7 protein-coding genes and 9 pseudogenes are annotated in these 17,281 nt (G+C 59.1%); 8 read left to right on the top strand and 8 right to left on the bottom strand.

Going from position 1 to position 17,281, the window contains the following annotated elements; genetic code table 11:
• The first annotated feature begins 70 nt into the window (after positions 1 to 70).
• On the top strand, positions 71 to 1,033 hold the full coding sequence (locus tag J2R78_RS07510; protein ID WP_253635997.1) for a D-2-hydroxyacid dehydrogenase: 963 nt from the start codon (positions 71 to 73) through the stop codon (positions 1,031 to 1,033).
• Positions 1,034 to 1,723: 690 nt separating this feature from the next.
• On the opposite strand, the pseudogene J2R78_RS07505 reads toward J2R78_RS07510, so the two are convergent.
• Positions 1,724 to 2,455: pseudogene (locus J2R78_RS07505) on the bottom strand (transposase); the annotation flags it as partial.
• A gap of 381 nt (positions 2,456 to 2,836) precedes the next feature.
• Between J2R78_RS07505 and J2R78_RS07500 the strand changes: the two are divergent.
• Positions 2,837 to 3,183, top strand: a pseudogene (locus tag J2R78_RS07500) (transposase); the annotation flags it as partial.
• A 347-nt stretch (positions 3,184 to 3,530) separates the two neighbouring features.
• Here J2R78_RS07500 and J2R78_RS07495 read toward each other — a convergent pair.
• The 3 genes from J2R78_RS07495 to J2R78_RS07490 all read right to left on the bottom strand — a co-directional run bounded on the left by J2R78_RS07495 (position 3,531) and on the right by J2R78_RS07490 (position 5,155).
• Entirely contained in the window at positions 3,531 to 4,523 is a 993-nt protein-coding gene (locus J2R78_RS07495) for an ISNCY family transposase (RefSeq protein ID WP_253603656.1), read from the bottom strand.
• Positions 4,481 to 4,657, bottom strand: coding sequence for a helix-turn-helix domain-containing protein (locus tag J2R78_RS45225; RefSeq protein ID WP_375167109.1), 177 nt, complete (start codon positions 4,655 to 4,657; stop codon positions 4,481 to 4,483). The genes J2R78_RS07495 and J2R78_RS45225 overlap by 43 nt, the downstream gene beginning before the upstream one ends.
• Positions 4,658 to 4,819: 162 nt before the next feature.
• Positions 4,820 to 5,155, bottom strand: coding sequence for a hypothetical protein (locus J2R78_RS07490; RefSeq protein WP_253610076.1), 336 nt, complete (start codon positions 5,153 to 5,155; stop codon positions 4,820 to 4,822).
• An 823-nt stretch (positions 5,156 to 5,978) separates the two neighbouring features.
• On the opposite strand from J2R78_RS07490, the gene J2R78_RS07480 reads away from it, so the two are divergent.
• The 4 genes and pseudogenes from J2R78_RS07480 to J2R78_RS07465 all read left to right on the top strand — a co-directional run.
• On the top strand, positions 5,979 to 7,382 hold the full coding sequence (locus J2R78_RS07480; protein ID WP_253603654.1) for an aminotransferase: 1,404 nt from the start codon (positions 5,979 to 5,981) through the stop codon (positions 7,380 to 7,382).
• Positions 7,383 to 7,554: 172 nt separating this feature from the next.
• Entirely contained in the window at positions 7,555 to 9,009 is a 1,455-nt protein-coding gene (locus J2R78_RS07475) for an NAD-dependent succinate-semialdehyde dehydrogenase (protein WP_253603652.1), read from the top strand.
• 252 nt (positions 9,010 to 9,261) lie between these two features.
• On the top strand, positions 9,262 to 10,545 hold the full coding sequence (locus J2R78_RS07470) for a methylaspartate ammonia-lyase (protein ID WP_253603650.1): 1,284 nt from the start codon (positions 9,262 to 9,264) through the stop codon (positions 10,543 to 10,545).
• Positions 10,542 to 11,627 (top strand): annotated as a pseudogene (locus J2R78_RS07465) (CaiB/BaiF CoA transferase family protein); the annotation flags it as partial. The gene J2R78_RS07470 and the pseudogene J2R78_RS07465, both read left to right, overlap by 4 nt.
• Positions 11,628 to 12,572: 945 nt before the next feature.
• Here the strand turns inward: J2R78_RS07465 and J2R78_RS07460 are convergent.
• Positions 12,573 to 13,091: pseudogene (locus tag J2R78_RS07460) on the bottom strand (transposase); the annotation flags it as partial.
• Between the two features lie 491 nt (positions 13,092 to 13,582).
• Here J2R78_RS07460 and J2R78_RS45220 point away from each other — a divergent pair.
• A pseudogene (locus J2R78_RS45220) lies at positions 13,583 to 13,692 on the top strand (IS481 family transposase); the annotation flags it as partial.
• Between the two features lie 7 nt (positions 13,693 to 13,699).
• Here J2R78_RS45220 and J2R78_RS07455 read toward each other — a convergent pair.
• The 3 pseudogenes from J2R78_RS07455 to istA all read right to left on the bottom strand — a co-directional run.
• Positions 13,700 to 13,985, bottom strand: a pseudogene (locus J2R78_RS07455) (integrase core domain-containing protein); the annotation flags it as partial.
• A gap of 241 nt (positions 13,986 to 14,226) precedes the next feature.
• Positions 14,227 to 14,963 (bottom strand): annotated as a pseudogene (gene istB, locus J2R78_RS07450) (IS21-like element helper ATPase IstB).
• 11 nt (positions 14,964 to 14,974) lie between these two features.
• Positions 14,975 to 16,501, bottom strand: a pseudogene (gene istA / locus J2R78_RS07445) (IS21 family transposase).
• Positions 16,502 to 16,705: 204 nt separating this feature from the next.
• Here istA and J2R78_RS07440 point away from each other — a divergent pair.
• Positions 16,706 to 17,097, top strand: a pseudogene (locus J2R78_RS07440) (transposase); the annotation flags it as partial.
• Positions 17,098 to 17,281 lie beyond the last annotated feature (184 nt).

Below are 17,281 nucleotides of genomic sequence, written 5' to 3'. Positions count from 1 at the left end.
ATGGCTCCATCGCGATAGTCTCGCAGAGCTTCACGGTCAGCTAAATCTTGCTCAATTCGGAGAGATGAAAATGCCTGCTGAAGGGCCACGCCTTACCATTGTCCTCAACCTCCGTGACGCCGAATTGTATGCGCGACTTATAGCGGATCGCTTCCCCCAGGTTCGCACGATCGTCGCGCCACGCCCTGAGCAACTCGCGAACTGCATAAAGGAGGCAGATGCCCTCCTTGCTTCGAGCTTCCCCGTTGACTTGCTTGAGCAAGCGAAGAAAATGCGCTGGTTCCAGTGCACTAACGCCGGTGTCGATTCGATCCTGCCAATCCGCGAAAGGGTTAGGCACATCACCGTGACAAATGCGCGTGGCCTTCATGGCGAGATCATCGCTGACTTTGTGATGGCCGGCGTAACCATGCTGCATTGGGATTTCCGTAAGCTCCTGCGTGATCAGGCGGAGCGGAAATGGAGCCCGCGCTTTGTCGCGCCGTTGGCCGAGAAGACGCTCGGCGTCGTCGGGCTGGGCTCGATCGGGGGGACGATCGCCCGGCGCGCGAAGAGTGCGGGGATGACCGTTGTCGGCTCAAAGCGTGATGTCTCCGTGCCTGTCGATGGTGTTGACCGGCTATTCGCTTCCGATGCCCTTGAGAAATTGCTGCCGCTTTGCGATTTCGTCGTGCTGGCCGTGCCAGCGACGGCAACGACTATGGGGCTCATCGGCGCAACTGAGATCGCGCGAATGCGCCGCGATGCCTTTCTAATCAACATCGCCCGCGGCCAGATCGTCGTGGAGGCTGAACTGATCAAGGCGCTGGAGGCGGGCACGATCGCCGGTGCCTTGCTCGACGTATTCGAACGGGAGCCATTGCCGAAGGAAAGCTTGTTGTGGGACATGCCGAACGTTATTGCGACACCGCACATTTCGGGAAGTCCGACAAACTATACGGAGCGATTATTCTCAATTTTCGCCGATAACATTGAGCGCTTCCTAAGCGGGCGGGCGTTGACGAACGTCGTGGATCTGGGGCGTGGTTATTGACTGCGGCCCAACCGCCACGAATATGTTCTGGCCGCGTTCATCCATGAACTTCCGGACAGACTCGCCGCCCCCATTAACAGCCATTGGCGCGAATCGGGCGCGTTCGGAGGACTCGAGCAATCCCTGGAGGTTAAGAGTGTTGGGCTCTCGCAAAGCAAAGCTTGATCTCACACAGTATGAGACTAGGTCCTTTCAGAATCAGGTGCTGGAGATCAGTGTATGCACCGCGTTTGAATCAGCCGCACGCTCATTGAGCCGATCGCTACTGATGTGAGGCTCACCTGATGCTCCCGCAGTAAGCTCTCGTCCAACACCTAACTTGGCAGTTCGCAGCAAAGGTTACCTCGACCGTCGCCGGTCGACGGATGTTTGCCAGTGCTGCTCCGCGGAGCGGAGCCACCGCCCTGTTGCAGATTGTAATCTTGCGTCCGTTCTAAAATGACTGTCCGTGAGCGTGATAAGAGCTAGGAGGGTAGGCCGCGGAAAGGGTCCACTGCGGCGCCGGCTCGACGGGCCAGCGGTCGAGCAGCCGTGCTGCGATAGCTCGGCTTCAAGCGCGCTGGGCGCCCCCTCATTACGCAGAAGTTCTTCAATTCTTCGTCGATTTTCGAAGGCTTTGCGTTGTCCGCTGGTTACGTTGGTCGCCTCATGGCCTGCCCAGCGGGAGCTAAGCGTGAATTTGGGCGGTGAGGCCGCGTGGCTTTTGTGGGCCGGAATGACTTCGATGACATGAGCGAATCTGACACCGGCGACGATCTTCGGCGACTGATTTGTACGTTTCAATCGACGCCAGGTACTCTGCTTGAAGACCCTCTATGCCGACAACGAGCCCATGGTCCGAACCATCCGGTGCTGCACGGTGGCAAACACGCTCTCGATCGGATTGGTGGTCCGCAAATGGACCCAGTGCTCGGCAGGGAAGTCGTAGAACGCCAGCAGAACCTCCTGATCCTTGAGGAGGCAATCAGCAGTGCACGCCTATTTGGCACCGTATTTCTCGGCGAAGGTTTCAAGTGCAAGCTCCGCGGCGACCCGGCTCGGCGCCATCGAGATATCCTGCAGGGCTTTCTTCAGGCCACTCTGCACGGAGCTCGGGACCTTGTTGAGCACGTTGACGGTCTTGTGCTGCCAGCAGCGCTGCCGGCGCGTGCCGAGGAAGACTTCTCCAGCGCCTTCCAGAAGCCGAGAGCATCATCGCCGACCGCCAGCTCATGCGCAATCTGCAGTCCGCGCCGGCGAATGTCGATCAGAAGTTCGCGCCAGCTCTGGGCGCCTTCGCGCACGCCGACCTGAAAGCCGATCCCCGGGCGTCGCGCCGATCAAAACCAGTATGCACTCGCTGTGATTCTCCATGCGAGCCTGCAGAAACACGCCGTCGGCCCAGACGTAGACATAGCGCCGCGCCGACAGATCGCGATTCTGCGTTCAAATCTACCAGCTCAGCTGGAAGGCGCCGGCCTATCACCGGTGATGCAGACCTTGCACGATCCGCTCTATGCTGGCGCCTATGCATTTGGCCGAATCGCTCAAAAGACACGGATCTTGGACGGTCGCGCCCGTCATGGCCCACCGTGCTTTCAGGTCCACGAGAACCACTTGCGTGCGAAGGACATCAACGAAGCCCTCTTGGGATACTACTTCGGGCGGCGGAGCAATGCGGGAAAGTGGGTGATGATGGGTTGAGAGAGGCGGCGTGTCGAGACGGGTGTCGAGCCTGCCAGAACCTCTCAAGGAGAGCGATACGCCACGAACAAGACGACCAACATCTTGTCGTTTCGTCAGCCGTCCTAGGTTGATGATCCACTGACAGAAATTCTGCGCAGAGGCCGGGAGCTGCTCGCCAGGGCGGTTGAGATCGAACTGAAGGCGTTTCCGGAGACAACGGCGGAGCAGAAGCTGCCGGATGGCCGCGCCCGGATGGTCCGGTACGGCTATGGCCCTGCGCGCAAGATTGCCACCGACATCGGCGCGGTCGAGGTCGCCCACCCCAAAGTGAGAGACCGCGGCGCGACCGGGGCCGCTTTCTCTCGGCGATCCTGCCATTGTGGGCACGCCGGACGAAGAGCCTGGATACCTTGCTGTCGATCCTCTATCTGCGCGGCATCTCGACCGGTGATTTCCAGGAGGCGTTGTCAGCGTTGCTGGGCAAGCCGCACAAATTCAGAGCGCTGCCGGAGCCGAGCGACTAAGATCGTCGTCAGCACCTCACGACTAAGCCCACGCCGTTCCTCCGTGTAGATGCATTTTCAAATCCTTGCCATGTCGGAACGGGCAACTGTCCGTAGCGGGTGAAGATGTCGTGTTTTTTTAGCTCGTGATCTGTCGCCTTCGTTTTGGAGTTTTGGACGCACCCGGAAGGCGTGGACGGGTCCGCCGCGTTGTCATGCCATGGATAGGGTCGTCTGGTCAGTCCTGTGGGTCGGTTTCTTTGTTCGATTCGAAGGCCGTTTCTCCGTCCCGACCCGCGCTTTCTCGGCGGCGGCGCGCGCAGGAGCGGTCAAGGACGCGCGCTTGCGCGCCCGCCAGGGGCGGCTCCGAGCACGCTGCCAGGCTGAGGCGCGTCGGGGCTGATCTGCTGTCCGTCAGGCGCAAACCTCGCCAATCGATGCGGTCCAAGGAACACGCTGACGGTGCCATCGGGATACTCATGGAGGCGCACCACAGCCTTGACGAAGTGAGGCCTGAGCCGGCTCTGCGGCAGCTGCAGCCGCCGACCGTTCCATGCAACGGTATTATCGTTGGCGACGGTTCGCTCCTCGATCACGCACAGCGCCTCGCGCCAGGCCTCATGCCGATCGGCCACGAATGCCGTGCCTTCCTGTTCGGGCTTGATCGCAAACGCGGCGTTGTGCCCGGGGATGTAATGCGCCTTCAGCCACGCGTTGGCAGCCTCAACCGTCGTGATCCCGGCAAGCCGCAGCTCCTTCGGCAGCCGATCCTGCAAGGTGCCGAACACCCGCTCGGAACGCCCGCGCGCCTGCGGCGAATAGGCTGCGATATGCTCGATCCCAAGATGCGACAAAGCCCGTCCCACCTGGGTTTGTTGCGTCTTCGAGACCTTCTCGCCAGCTTTTGGGGTCAGGAAATAATGGCTGCCGCGGTCGGTGTAGAGCGCGCAGAACAGGCCATGCTCGCCAATCACTTCGCGCAAGGCCTGGAAGGTCGAGGCCGTTCCTTCTTCCTCGACCAGCACCATCGAGTAGATCTCGCTGGTCGCATCGTCCATCGTGACGATCAGGTCCCTCGCGGGCAGGCCTTCGATCCAAACGTGGCGCGATCCGTCCTGGTGCAGCAGCATGCCCCGAAGCGGCCGCCGCGGCCGCTTCTTGCGGTGCGCCGAACGCTTCGGAGCCTTCCGCACCAGCCCCGCCGCGTGCAGCGCCAGCTTCGTCACCGTATAGCCCAGCACATAGTCGTGCCGCTTTTGCATCTGCTCGTGGAAGTGCTTCACCGTGAAGTCCGCGTACTTGTCGCGGAACAGTCCCAGCATCCGAGTTCCAGTTCTTCCTCTGGAGCCAGCCGTGGCGATCGCCGTCCCATACGTCGGTCGACCAGCCCGTCGTCGCCCTCCGCCTCATAACGCTCCGCCCAGCGTTGGAAGGTTCGAACACTGATCCCGAGCAGCCTCCTGCGTCAGCTCCCTCGCCTGCGTCCGTTCCAGCAAATCCGAGAACCGCATCCGTCGTACACCCTCGTGAATGGATGCCGTGCCCATCGTGCCCCCTTTGTTCCGGGGCACCAAAAACACGACACTTCACGAGCTACAAACAGGCGACAGATCACGAGCTACTGACATGTCGGAACGGGCAACTTGAAACGTTCGTCCAAAAAGGGAATGCTACGGATATGCAATTGTCGCGCTTCGAAGACTGTATGCAGAATGTCGCGTGTTGGGCGGATCGGATCAAGGCGGTTTTGTGGGTCGGCAGCGGGCCGTGCCTGTTTGCCAAGACGCTTGAGGAAAAAAAAGTTCTGTTGGCCGGGGTTGCGCCTACTCGGGTGCAGCTGAACCATAAACCATACGCAGTTGCTCGCGCTGATCGCCGGGCTGGACTGGACAAAGGTGCGTCCGGTGGCTGTGAAGTGCTCGGACAACGGGGTGAACTGCTCATGATCGTCCATGGTCGCGCGGTTATGTTTAGGGCAAAGTCAGCGTCGCCGGTGACGTAGAATCCATTGACAACATCAGTTGGTGATTTGATGGCCTTCTTGAATCGATCGATTATATCCGCACGCTCCCGCTCCAAGCTCACCAGCACAAGCATCTGAAGAGGTCTTCCCTACCTCTCTTGGAGGCACGATCGTCGGCCTCGATGATGCCTTCCGAACGGAGCCGCTCAGTCATTGTTGAGACGCGGTAGCAGAGCCGTCATTTCGCCGATTGTTCTTTTGCACGATCTCAAGGATGTGGACGTCTGTTCGGTCATACTGCTGCATAATTGGCTCCAGGTGAACTGCAGCGCCAAATGCTTGGGTGATGCAGGAAATCCTCCGAACGACAGGAGATATGACGCAAACATGTTTGGAATGTCAGTATCCTGAATGCATGGACATTTCAACAAAGGGCCGCGTGGGACTTTGAGGTGGTCTTTCAAGCTATTCGGCAGCTGGTGCTCGCATCTTGGCGAGCGGCAACTCCGCTCGGGGGGGCTTCATGACGGCTGCCGTACTTGTCCTTGCGACCGACGACGTGCTGATCGCCAAGGAAGGGACACTCGGTCATGTCGTAGCTAAGAAGGAAATGCAACCTCGATCGGTCCGTGCGGCTCACGAACCTGCTTGAATACGGTATTGATGGTGGGCAATGCCCCGAAGTTCGCCGGTGCCCCGGGCGGATGGAGGCTGTTTGCGTCGTCCGTGAAGCCTCGAAGCGCGATCTCGCCGAGAACCTTGAGCCGGAATACGCCTGCGTTGCGACCACCGCAGCTTGAGAGAGTAATGCACAATGACCATCAACATCAAAGACATTAGCGAAAAGGACAGAAGCAGTGTCCTGCATCCTTTCACACAGCTCAAGGATTTCGCGACCGGCAAGCTTGGTGAGCCTACGATCGTCGAAACTGGCAAGGGGATCCGCATCCAGGACGCGCACGGTAAATATCTCATCGATGGTTTTGCCGGCATGTACTGCGTCAATGTTGGTTATGGGCGTACCGAGGTGGCTGAAGCAATCTCTCGTCAGGCTCACCGTCTCGCCTACTATCACTGTTACGCCGCTCACACGACGGACGAACTCGCAATCCTCTCGGATCGTCTCGTTAAGATGGCGCCAGGAAAGATGAGTAAAGTGTTCTATGGCATGTCCGGGTCGGACGCCAATGAGACCCAGGCAAAGCTCGTCTGGTACTATAACAACCTTCGAGGCAAGCCGAACAAGAAGAAGATCATAGCGCGCGAGCGCGGCTATCACGGCTGCAGCGTCATTTCTGGCTCAATGACGAGTATGAGCTTTTATCACGACCACATGGATCTTCCGCTGCCGCAGGTGGTGCGCACCGGTGTTCCGCATCATTATTGGGGGGCGAACTCTGGTGAGAGCGAACGCGAATTCTCCGCCCGCCGTGCAGTTGAGCTTGATCAGCTCATCGAACGCCTTGGTCCAGACAACGTTGGAGCGTTCATCGCTGAGCCGGTGCTTGGCACGGGTGGTATCACGCCGCCTCCGGAAGGCTACTGGAAAGCCATCCAGGCCGTTCTTAAGAAGCACGACGTCCTGCTGATAGCCGACGAAGTAATCACCGGTTTCGGTCGAACTGGCTCAATGTTCGGTTCGCAGCTCTATGGAATCGAACCGGACCTGATCACGGTCGCCAAGGGCCTTACTTCCGGCTACTTCCCACTTTCTGCCGCGATCATCGGTGACGACGTCTATAAAGTGTTCGAAGGCTGCGCTGACAGGGTCGGCGCATTTTCGCACGGCTATACCTATTCGGGTCATCCAATCGGCGCCGCTACGGCAAATGCCGTTCTGGACATTGTCGCGAAAGAGAACCTTCCTGGAAATGCCCGCGAAGTCGGCGCCTATTTTCAAGCGCAGCTCAAGGAGAAATTCGCGCAGTTACCGATCGTCGGTGAAGTGCGCGGGGTTGGTCTGATGGGGGCTATCGAGTTTGTCGCCGATCGCCACAAAAAGAGGCGGTTCGATCCATCGCTCAAAGTCGGTACTCGCGTCTCCATGGCCGCCCGCGAGCGGGGCCTGATCGCCCGCCCCATGCCGCATGGCGATATTCTCGGCTTCGCACCGCCCCTCGTGACCACCAAGGCTGAAATCGACAAAATCGTTTTGATCACCGAGAGTGCCGTACGCTCCGTGATGGATGAGCTCGTCCGCGATGGTGAGAAGATTTAAAGGATGAGCTTGACATTGCGTGAACAAATCAATGTCTCGGCGGCGGCAATCCGGCTAAACGTGATGGCTAGACCAAGTGCCGGGGCGGTCGCCCTGAACCTTATTCAAGAGCTAGCTTAGGCAAAGCGACCACTAATAGACAACATGAGGCACCAACGGCAATGCGGTGGCTATGTCCGAGAGCATGAACTACAAACTCTTTATCGACGGAGCGTGGCGCCCGGGCGGTAGCGGCAACGATCTTGCCATCATCAATCCTGCCACTGAGCAGGAATTCGGTCGCGTAGCCGTTGCGTCCGCGTCGGATCTCGATGATACTTTGAGATCTGCACAAAAAAGTCTGCTGCGATGGTCCAACACACCGGCCAATGAACGGGGTTCGCTTCTCGTGCGCGCGGCACGAATTCTGAAGCAAAAGATCGAGGCTGCAGCTGCGGCTCTTTCGAGAGAACAGGGCAAGACCTTAGCCGAAGCGACGGGCGAGTACGTGCGTGCTGTCGAAATGCTCGAATGGAACGGTCTTCATGCCGAGGAAGTATCGGCTCCGTTTCCGATAGACGAGAAAAGGATAATCGTACCGGAGGCGATTGGTGTAGTTGCTGGATTCGCGCCCTGGAACTATCCAGCCGTCCTCAACGCCCGGAAACTTGCCGCCCCTATCGCGGCCGGTTGCCCGGTAATCCTGAAAGCGGCAGAAGAAACCCCAAGCGCCGGGGTGTATATGATTGATGCCTTAAAGGAGGCGGGGATTCCGCCTGGGGTTGTGAGTCTGGTTTTCGGAAATCCTCCAATGATTTCCCGGCACCTGCTAGGATCGCCTGTTGTCCGTGCATTATCCTTCACTGGCTCTACGCCGGTTGGCAAGCAACTCGCGAAGATTGCCGCAAGCAATCTGCAGCGCTGCATTTTAGAACTCGGCGGCCACTCCCCTGTCGTTGTCTTTGAAGATACAGACATCTCCAAGGCGGTTTCCGCAATATCAGAATACAAGTTTGAATGCGCAGGTCAGAGCTGCAACGCTCCCAGTCGCATTTTAGTCGCGCGATCAATCTATGAGGAGTTTTTGGCAAGGCTTGTTCGGGCGGCAGAAAAGATCAGGGTTGGCCGGCCCGACGACCCTGAAACGGACATGGGACCAATGGCGAACGCAAGACGCATTGAAGCAATGGAACGCCTGACGAAGGATGCTGTCGATCGTGGAGCAAGGGTCGAAACCGGTGGCAAACGCATTAATCGGCCGGGCTTCTATTGGGCACCCACCATTCTAAGCAACGTCCACCCCGATTCCCAAGTGCTTCGTGAAGAACCGTTTGGACCGATCCTTACGGTTGCTCCGTTCAGCACGATCGACGAGGCAATTGAGGAAGCGAACGCGACGGAATATGGCCTCGCCTCCTATTTCTTTACTAACTCCCCTGAGGTTCAGAAGCGAATGATCCGCAGCCTTTCCGCGGGTGCTGTCAGCATCAATCACCTCAAGGGCGTGTCTGCGGATGCACCAAACGCTGGCATCAAGCAGAGCGGTTACGGTTACGAGGGGGGTGTTGAAGGGGCGAGGGTCTTCCAAAACCTGAAACTCGTTAACGCAACCAAGGCACTGGCTGTCAGACAAGGGTTAAGCCAATAATAAACTGTCGAAGGTGCGCCGTTCTCCGGAGCGGCGAAAGCGTAACAAACAGTCGCATCTATTCCTCAAGCAGAAAATGGCTCGCAAACTAAGATGCGTACCGGTTTGGTTGAGCGGAAGCTGAGGCTTGCCTAAATACTGCGGATGGATATTGGGCAGCTAAACTATTACATCGCAAAGAGCCCTCGAATTTGCGGGAGTCTTGAGATCAATGGCAGTCCAGATGGCAACAAAGCTTAGAGCAAACGCGCAATGAGAATCTTTCCTATGATAAGAGATGTTATTCTGGCTCCCGGAAATGGAAGCTTTTTCTACGACGATCAAGCTGCCATACGGGCCGGCGCCACTCATGATGGTTTTCGCTATCTAGGGTCGCCCCTGACGCCTGGTTTCACGACCATCCGTATGCCGTCACGTTCGCTCAGTATCGGCCTCGTCTTGTCGGACAATGTGATCGTATGGGGCGACATGATGAGCGTTCAATATTCCGGCGCAGGCGGCCGTGATCCAGTTTATCACGTCGACACGATCGAAACAGTCATTAGATCTGTGGTGATCCCGCGGCTTCTCGCTGCCGATGTTTCTAATTTCCTCAGCGCTTGTGATCGTGTCCTCGCACATCATGAGGGCAAGCGGCTCCCCCTCGCTATCGAATATGGTGTGAGCCAGGCTCTGCTTCGCGCTGCTGCGCATTCTGCCCGGACCACACTAGCCGAGGTGATCTGCTCGGAGTTTGCCTTACCATTGCCGGAGAAGCCAGTTCCGATCTACGCCCAAAGTGGCGATTCAAGAGAAATCAACGTCGATAAGATGATCCTCAAGTCTGTGGAGGTGCTTCCACATGGATTGATCAATTCGCGCGAAAAGTTCGGCGCTTCAGGCCAGACGTTTCGTAACTTCGTCAAATGGGTTGCCAAGCGCACGAGGGAAATCGGAGAACCCGGGTATCATCCCGTTCTGCATTTTGACGTTTACGGCTGGATTGGGCTCGAGATTGGTATGGACGCGCAAGAGATTGCCGAGTTCATCGTGCGGCTTGCGGATGACGTGCCCGGTTACCGGCTTCATATCGAATGCCCCGCGGACTTTGGGTCAACGGAGGCTCAGCTAGAGGAGTACGCCAAGATCGTCGCCCTTCTCGACCGGCGTGGCACAGACGCCCGGATTGTGGTGGACGAACGATGCAATACGCTTGATGAAATCGGGCTCTTCGCCAAAGCAAAGGCGGCTCATCTAATTCAGATTAAGATGCCCGACGTCGGTTCGATCGCCGACTCTGCCAGAGCTGTGTTGGTCTGCAAAGAAAATGGGGTCGGTGCATATGTCGGTGGGAGCTGTACCGAGACCGACTTATCGGCAAGGGCCGCGGTCAACATTGCAGTAGCTACGCAGGCTGACATGATGCTCGCAAAACCTGGGATGGGCGTCGATGAGGGCATCTCCATTGTCGGAAATGAGCAGAGTAGACTGCTTTCGATTCTCAAGCACCGACGTTCCCAGAATTCCCCTCCGAACGCCAGAGCAGCATCCGCATGAGAAAAGCACTCGACGGGATTACCGTCGTTGCTGTCGAGCAGTCAGTGGCAGCGCCTTACGCTTCTTCCCGCCTTGCCGATGCTGGTGCGCGTGTCATCAAAATTGAGCGCCCCCGACGGCGACTTCGCGCGAAAATACGACAAACTCGTTCAGGGCCAGAGCGCGTATTTTGTTTGGCTAAATCGCGGAAAAGAATCGGTCTGCCTCGACCTGACGGTCGAAGAAGACCGTGGCGTTCTAGGTGCGATGGTTGCCGGGGCCGATGTTTCAATTCAAAATCTAAAGCTTGGCTTCGGTTCTGCCGATCTTCGAAAGCGCTTTCCCCGCCTGATAACATGTGACATCTCCGGATTCGGTGATGGCGGTTCTCTGTCGCATTTGAAATCGTACGACCTGATCGTGCAAGCCGAGACTTGGCTTTGCTCCATCACCGGAACAGCGCATTGTCCGGAGCGGGTTGGCGTTTCTGTATGTGATATTTCAGCTGGAATGACCGCTCTCAACGCCATCCTGCAGGCTGAGCGCACCAGGAAAGGAACGTGTATTCAAATATCACTGTTTGATGCCATTGCCGATTGGATGACTGTTCCCCTTCTTCAGTTAGATTACGGCGGCTACTACACCGCGCGAGTGGGCGTGAATCACCCGTCTCTGGCGCCACATGGAGCATACTGCTGCGCGGACGGCAAAGACATTATCTTCTCCGTTCAAAACGACCGCGAATGGGTCAATTTCTGCACCAGATTCCTCAAGCGACCGGAATCCATTCGCCGGCCCGAGTTCGCCGCAACATGGAACGGATTCGCGATAGGGCTAGTTTAGATGAGATCGTCGTTGAGCAGTTTGCGCAAATCTCGAGCGACGAAGCGATGCACAAGCTGGAGGCCTCCGGGCTTGCATACGGACGGCTCAACCAGATAGAGGATCTGTCCCAGCACCTACATTTACGAAGGGTGCCAGTCTCTACGCCGGCGGGCGCTATTCACGTGATCGCGCCAGCCGCGATCTTTGATGAAGAAAAACCCCCTGCATTGCGACCTGTTCCCGCTCGTGGCGCCCATTCCGAGGGATTGCGAATGGAGTTTGGGAATTCGTCGCAGTCGCGGACGGTCGGTTACTCATCTTCGCGTCGGGTGAATGCAAACATAGATCGCATTACATCGGCCTGTGTCCCACCTCCAGTCAACACCTCAGGCGATTCATGGGCACCGCACGATTCTCTCTCCGCAATTTCAGTACTTCGCACGCTGTGGCGATGGTGCTGCTCTGCATTCCAATCGTCACCTCAGACGCAAGGATGCCCACGCGATGTCGTCCACACCGCCGGCGCGACATCGATATCGCAGAGTTCTGTGCGTCAAGTTCAACAAAATTGATCATGGGTCCGGCTGAGCCATCCCCTCGGAGCCAGCCGTCGCCCGCTTGCCCAAAAGCGTAGCGCTGGCGAGCGACGGCGGCCGAGGGGGGCGTGCATCGCCTTGGCGGGCCTGAGTATCGTCAGGCCGCCTGGAGTAACGCCTCCTTTTTGTGCTTCTTCAACAGATCCATGGTATGCATTCGACGTACGCCGTCTTGCGTGACGCGTGGTAATTTGTGGAACGTGTGACCTTATGTATGGTCCGGCCGTGCGTTGCGAGAAGATTCGTCGAATTGGTGGCAGCGGTCTTGCATCAATGTGTCCGGCCTCTTATTGAAGCGTTTGTGCTCCGGGCCATCATGGACATCTGCGCGTGCGTTCTGATTAGTCAACAGGCCTCGAACGGGCCATTAAGGTCACCAGTATCCGCACACGCTCGGAAGTCCTCCATTTTGTCTTGTCTTCTCGCAGATCTCGGCTGGAGACTGTTGATGCGGCTATGTCATCGCTTGCGCCTGATGTTGCGTCGTTCCTTTGTTCGGACCAAAGGTCCTTCGTCCCGGCCCGCAGAACGTCGATCGCGTCGCGCGCAGGGGCGGTCAAGGCCGGCCGTCGCTCTTGCTTACGGCTGACTGGACGTCGCCAGGCCGCGCCAAGCACGGGGCGATCGTTAGGCGGGTCGAGCGTCTGCATCGCCGATCCTGGTTATCTCGAAGACGCGTCCTTTGGCCAGCACAGCCCCGGCGATGTGGGCAAGTTTGTTGGCGAGCGCGATTGCGAGCACATTGTGGTGTGGCCGCTTCTTGGCGGCTTCGATCCAGGATGTGAACCCGTAACGTTCCCAGTTCTCCATCCTGACCAGCACGAATAGAACGCGCAAGTAGCGATTGCCACGCCTCGAGACTTTGCCAAGGATCGTTCGGTCTCCCGTCGAGATTTGTTTGGGCACCAGTCCAAGCCAGGCGCCGAAGTCGCGACCTTTGGAGAATACGTCTCCAGTGCCGATCGCGGCCACCATGGCGCTCGAAATAATCGACCCGATGCCAGGTACCGTCATCAGGCGCGAACATGCCTGATCTTGGCGGGCAATTGCTTCGATCTCTTCGGATAGGCCATTGATGCGCTGATCCAGCCGGCGCCAATCGACTGCTAACTCCCCGATGACACGCAACCTGCGTGGTGACAGGGCAGCCGCAGATGCAAGACCACGACACTGTGGCTTCGCTTAAAAGGCGCGGTCATCAGCAAGTGGTGCAAAAGTCCTGGGTTTACGGGGCAGGCGAGTATCCAGAAGGCGAGCGAAAGCGAATCTTCCGATGACGCGTCGAAAATTATTTAGACGTCGCCAAAATCACGGGCGCGTGCCATCCCTGAGATCAATCCGTGATCGAGATCGACGTCTCGACCCTAACCGGATCGGGTCGGCGCCTGCGTGGTAGCACTCGCTCCCATTATTGAGGCCATCCGGATCCATGTCATGAGCGCGGAACGCATCCACGCCGACGATAGTGTGCTGCAGAAGCGCACAGAAAGGATGATCGAGATGATCTGAAAATCTGTGTGCACAAGCTGTGGCAGCGATGAGGGTAGGCCCCCCGGAACCGACTTTCAGGAGTAGGTCTCAAATCACTTCAAGCGGCTTCGCTTAAGAAGGCGCGGTCGTGAGCGTTGAAGCTAACGGTCGCGGCCGTCCCCTACAAGATTTATACGGTGCTCACTGATCATGAGATCCGGTTCACCTTCCCGCCGCGCTATGCGGACGGCCGACGGCAAGATACGTGACGCATATCCGGTGGTGTTTAGTCCCGGTGTTTGCTGGAGCGGGTTGAGTTTGAATTGCTCTGGCTGGGAAGTCCGGCATTTGCAGATGTATTCGTAGGGTGTGAGGCCGTTCAGGATCTTCAGCCGCCGAGCGTATTTGTAGGCGGTGATGAAGTCGGCAAGGTGAGCTTCAAGCTGATCGTGTCGATCGTAATGGTAGCCTTGGACGGTCGCTTCCTTGATCGTGCGATCCATGAGCTCGACCCTGGCCGTTGGTCCAGGGATGCTTGATCTTGGTCAGCCGATGTACGATTCCTTTTTCTTGTCATCGAATACCGATGTGAAGTCGCTCGGGGATTCCGAGACGATGTCGCCCACCTTTCCGATTTGATCTCGCCCGGTGACGAGGCGTTCTGGCGGTAGCTTCTCTGGCATTTGGCGAGCCGCGTGGTCAACCTGGAATCGCGGCTTGAACTTCTTCTGCTTCTGTTGCGGTTGCTGTGGGCATGTGGGCAACGCCTGGCGTTGTCCAAGCGAAGCGGCATGTCCACAGCGTTACGGGCTCAGGTCTTTCGGGCGGATTGCCGAGTTCGGCGCAGGCTCTCGCGGTCGAGCCGATGGGCATTGTGGACGAGGCGATCGAGCACGGCGTCGGCATAGGTGGGATCTCCAATGAGCACATGCCACTGGTCCACGGGGAGCTGGCTGGTGACGATGGTGGAACGGTGACCGTAGCGATCTTCGAGGATTTCCAGGAGGTCATGACGGACGCCGGCATCGAGCGGCTCGAGCCCCCAATCATCGAGGATCAGCAGATCGACACGGCCGAGGCCGCGCAACAGGCGTGGATGGCGGCCGTCGCCGCGCGCGAGAGCGAGGTCATCGAACAGCCGCGGAACACGTTGATAGAGCACGGAGCGATTGTCGCGGCAGGCCTTGTGGCCGAGCGCCGAGGCGAGCCAGCTCTTGCCGACGCCGGCCGGGCCGCAGATCAGGAGATTGACGTGGTCGTCGATCCAGCGTCCCTCGACAAGCTTGGCAAACAGTGGGCGGTCGAGGCCGCGCGGGGTGCGGTAGTCAATGTCCTCGACGACGCCTGCTGGCGCAGCTTGGCGTAGCGCAGGCGAGTGGCGAGCCGTTTGTCGTGCCGCAGCGAGGCTTCACGTTCGAGCAGCAGAGCAAGCCATTCGGCGTGACCGAGGCTGCCAGCCTCACCGGCGGCTTCGATGTCGGCGAAGGCCTGGGCCATGCCGTGGAGGCCGAGGGCGTTGAGGCGGTCGAGGGTCGGATGGGTGAGCAAGGGATGGTCTCCTAATTGTAGTAGCGCGGTCCGCGGATGTTGGCATGCAGGATCGGCGCATCGTCCGCGGAGCGCTGGTGAGCAGGACGCCGATCGAGATTGTTGGCGAGGATTGAGCGAGCCATAGGTGCGCGCGCCGATGTCGATCGCCCGCGCAGCCGCGGCGTCCAGCCGTTCGCGCCCGTAGGACGCGGCGAGCCTGAGGATGCCGAGGCAGGCGCGGAAACCTTGTTCAGGGTGCGAGCGCTCGTCGAGAATGAGGTCGCACAATGCGCTGGTTGCCGGGCCGATCGCGGCGGCGTCCTGGCGGATACGCCCGATGGTCCAGCTGGCATAGCGGCGATGGCTGGAGGCCATGTGCTCCGGCACGGTGGTGTGCTTGTGATTGCCGCTCATGCGCTGATGCGCGGCAATCCGCTCGCCCTTGTGGAAGATCTCGACAGTGCGGGCGGTGAACCGCATCTCGACCTCGGCACGAGCGAAGCGATGCGGAACGCTGTAGTAATGCTTCTCCACCTCGACGTGGTAGTCGAGGTTGACGCGCCGGATACGCCACTCCGCGAGCACGTGGGGCTCGCCGGCAACGGCTTGAGCGCCGGCCGGTCGACCTCCTCGAGCAACCGGCGGCGCGTCACGCCGAGCCGCCGGATCGGCCGCTCCTCGTTGAGCCTGGTGAGCAACTCGCCGATCGCCGCGTTGACCTCGGCGAGGCCGTAGAAGACACGGTGGCGCAGGCGGCCGAGCAGCCAGCGCTCGATGATGAGGACAGCCTGCTCGACCTTGGCCTTGTCGCGCGGCTTGCGCGGCCGCGCCGGCAGGACGGCCGTGCCGTAATGCGCGGCCATCTCCGCATAGGTGCGATTGATCTGCGGGTCGTAGAGGCTCGCCTTGATGACTGCGACTTTGGTGTTGTCAGGCACCAAGAGCGCCGGGACGCCGCCGATCGCCGCGAAGGCGCCAACATGGGCGCTGATCTAGTCGGCGAGCCCCTGTGTCCACGTTGCCTGCGCATAGGTGAAGTTCGAGGCGCCAAGCACGGCGACGAAGACCTGCGCCGTTCTGTGCTCACCGGTGAGGCCGTCGACCACCACCGGCACGCCGTCGCCCGCGTAATCGACGAACAATTTGTCGCCGGCCGCGTGCGCCTGGCGCATCGTCACCGACAGGCGTCCCTCCCAGGCGCGGTAAAGCTCGCAGAAGCGCGAGTACCGGTATCCGCCGGGCTCGGCGCCGATGTACTCCTCCCTCAGGATCGACAGCGTCATGTGCTTGCGCTTGAGCTCGCGGTGCACCGCCGCCCAGTCGGGCTCGGCGATGCGGCGATGACCCTGCCGGTTACCGTTGCCGGTCTTGGCGAATAGGCGGGCCTCCAGGGCCGCGTCCGTGAGTTCGTCGGGCAACGGCCAGCCCAGGCCTGCGGCCTCGAACCGCCGGATGGTCAACCGCACCGTCGGGGGCGCCGCGCCCATCCGCCGCGCAATCTCGCGGCTCGGCAGCCCAGCCGCCTTCATCCTGATCACATCGCGCACACGGCGCATCGCAAGCCTCTCCGTCGGCATCCAGGGTCCCCTTTCGCAAAGCCGAAAGGACGGACCCTATGGGAGCCAGAAGAGGCCTCGTCACCCGGGCGACATCATCCCGGAATGGCGGGCGAGATCGTCTCGGAATGGTGGGCGACTTCAAATCGGAAAGGTGGGCGAGATCATCTCGGAATGCCGGGCGACATCGAGCGGAATCCGCATGAGCTGGCGGTCGGCGATGGTGCTCTCGGCTTCTGGAAGGCGCTGGAGAAGTCTTCCTCGGCACGCGCCGGCAGCGCTGCTGGCAGCACAAGACCGTCAACGTGCTCAACAAGGTCCCGAGCTCCGTGCAGAGTGGCCTGAAGAAAGCCCTGCAGGATATCTCGATGGCGCCGAGCCGGGTCGCCGCGGAGCTTGCACTCGAAACCTTCGCCGAGAAATACGGTGCCAAATAGGCGTGCACTGCTGATTGCCTCCTCAAGGATCAGGAGGTTCTGCTGGCGTTCTACGACTTCCCTGCCGAGCACTGGGTCCATTTGCGGACCACCAATCCGATCGAGAGCGTGTTTGCCACCGTGCAGCACCGGATGGTTCGGACCATGGGCTCGTTGTCGGCATAGAGGGTCTTCAAGCAGAGTACCTGGCGTCGATTGAAACGTACAAATCAGTCGCCGAAGATCGTCGCCGGTGTCAGATTCGCTCATGTCATCGAGGTCATTCCGGCCCACAAAAGCCACGCGGCCTCACCGCCCAAATTCACGCTTAGCTCGCCGATCTTAGACATGGGACTTCTCCGTG

The sequence above is a fragment of the Bradyrhizobium sp. USDA 4538 genome, assembly GCF_024171045.1.
GTDB classification, from domain to species: Bacteria; Pseudomonadota; Alphaproteobacteria; order Rhizobiales; family Xanthobacteraceae; genus Bradyrhizobium; species Bradyrhizobium australafricanum.
This window is presented reverse-complemented; position numbering and strand designations above follow the sequence as displayed.

Bases quoted from the DNA above. Each gene is read 5' to 3' on its own strand.
- J2R78_RS07510 (WP_253635997.1), top strand. From the start codon at position 71: ATGCCTGCTGAAGGGCCACGCCTTACCATTGTCCTCAACCTCCGTGAC.
- J2R78_RS07495 (WP_253603656.1), bottom strand. From the start codon at position 4,523: ATGCTGGGACTGTTCCGCGACAAGTACGCGGACTTCACGGTGAAGCAC.
- J2R78_RS07490 (WP_253610076.1), bottom strand. From the start codon at position 5,155: ATGGACGATCATGAGCAGTTCACCCCGTTGTCCGAGCACTTCACAGCC.
- J2R78_RS07480 (WP_253603654.1), top strand. From the start codon at position 5,979: ATGACCATCAACATCAAAGACATTAGCGAAAAGGACAGAAGCAGTGTC.
- J2R78_RS07475 (WP_253603652.1), top strand. From the start codon at position 7,555: ATGTCCGAGAGCATGAACTACAAACTCTTTATCGACGGAGCGTGGCGC.
- J2R78_RS07470 (WP_253603650.1), top strand. From the start codon at position 9,262: ATGAGAATCTTTCCTATGATAAGAGATGTTATTCTGGCTCCCGGAAAT.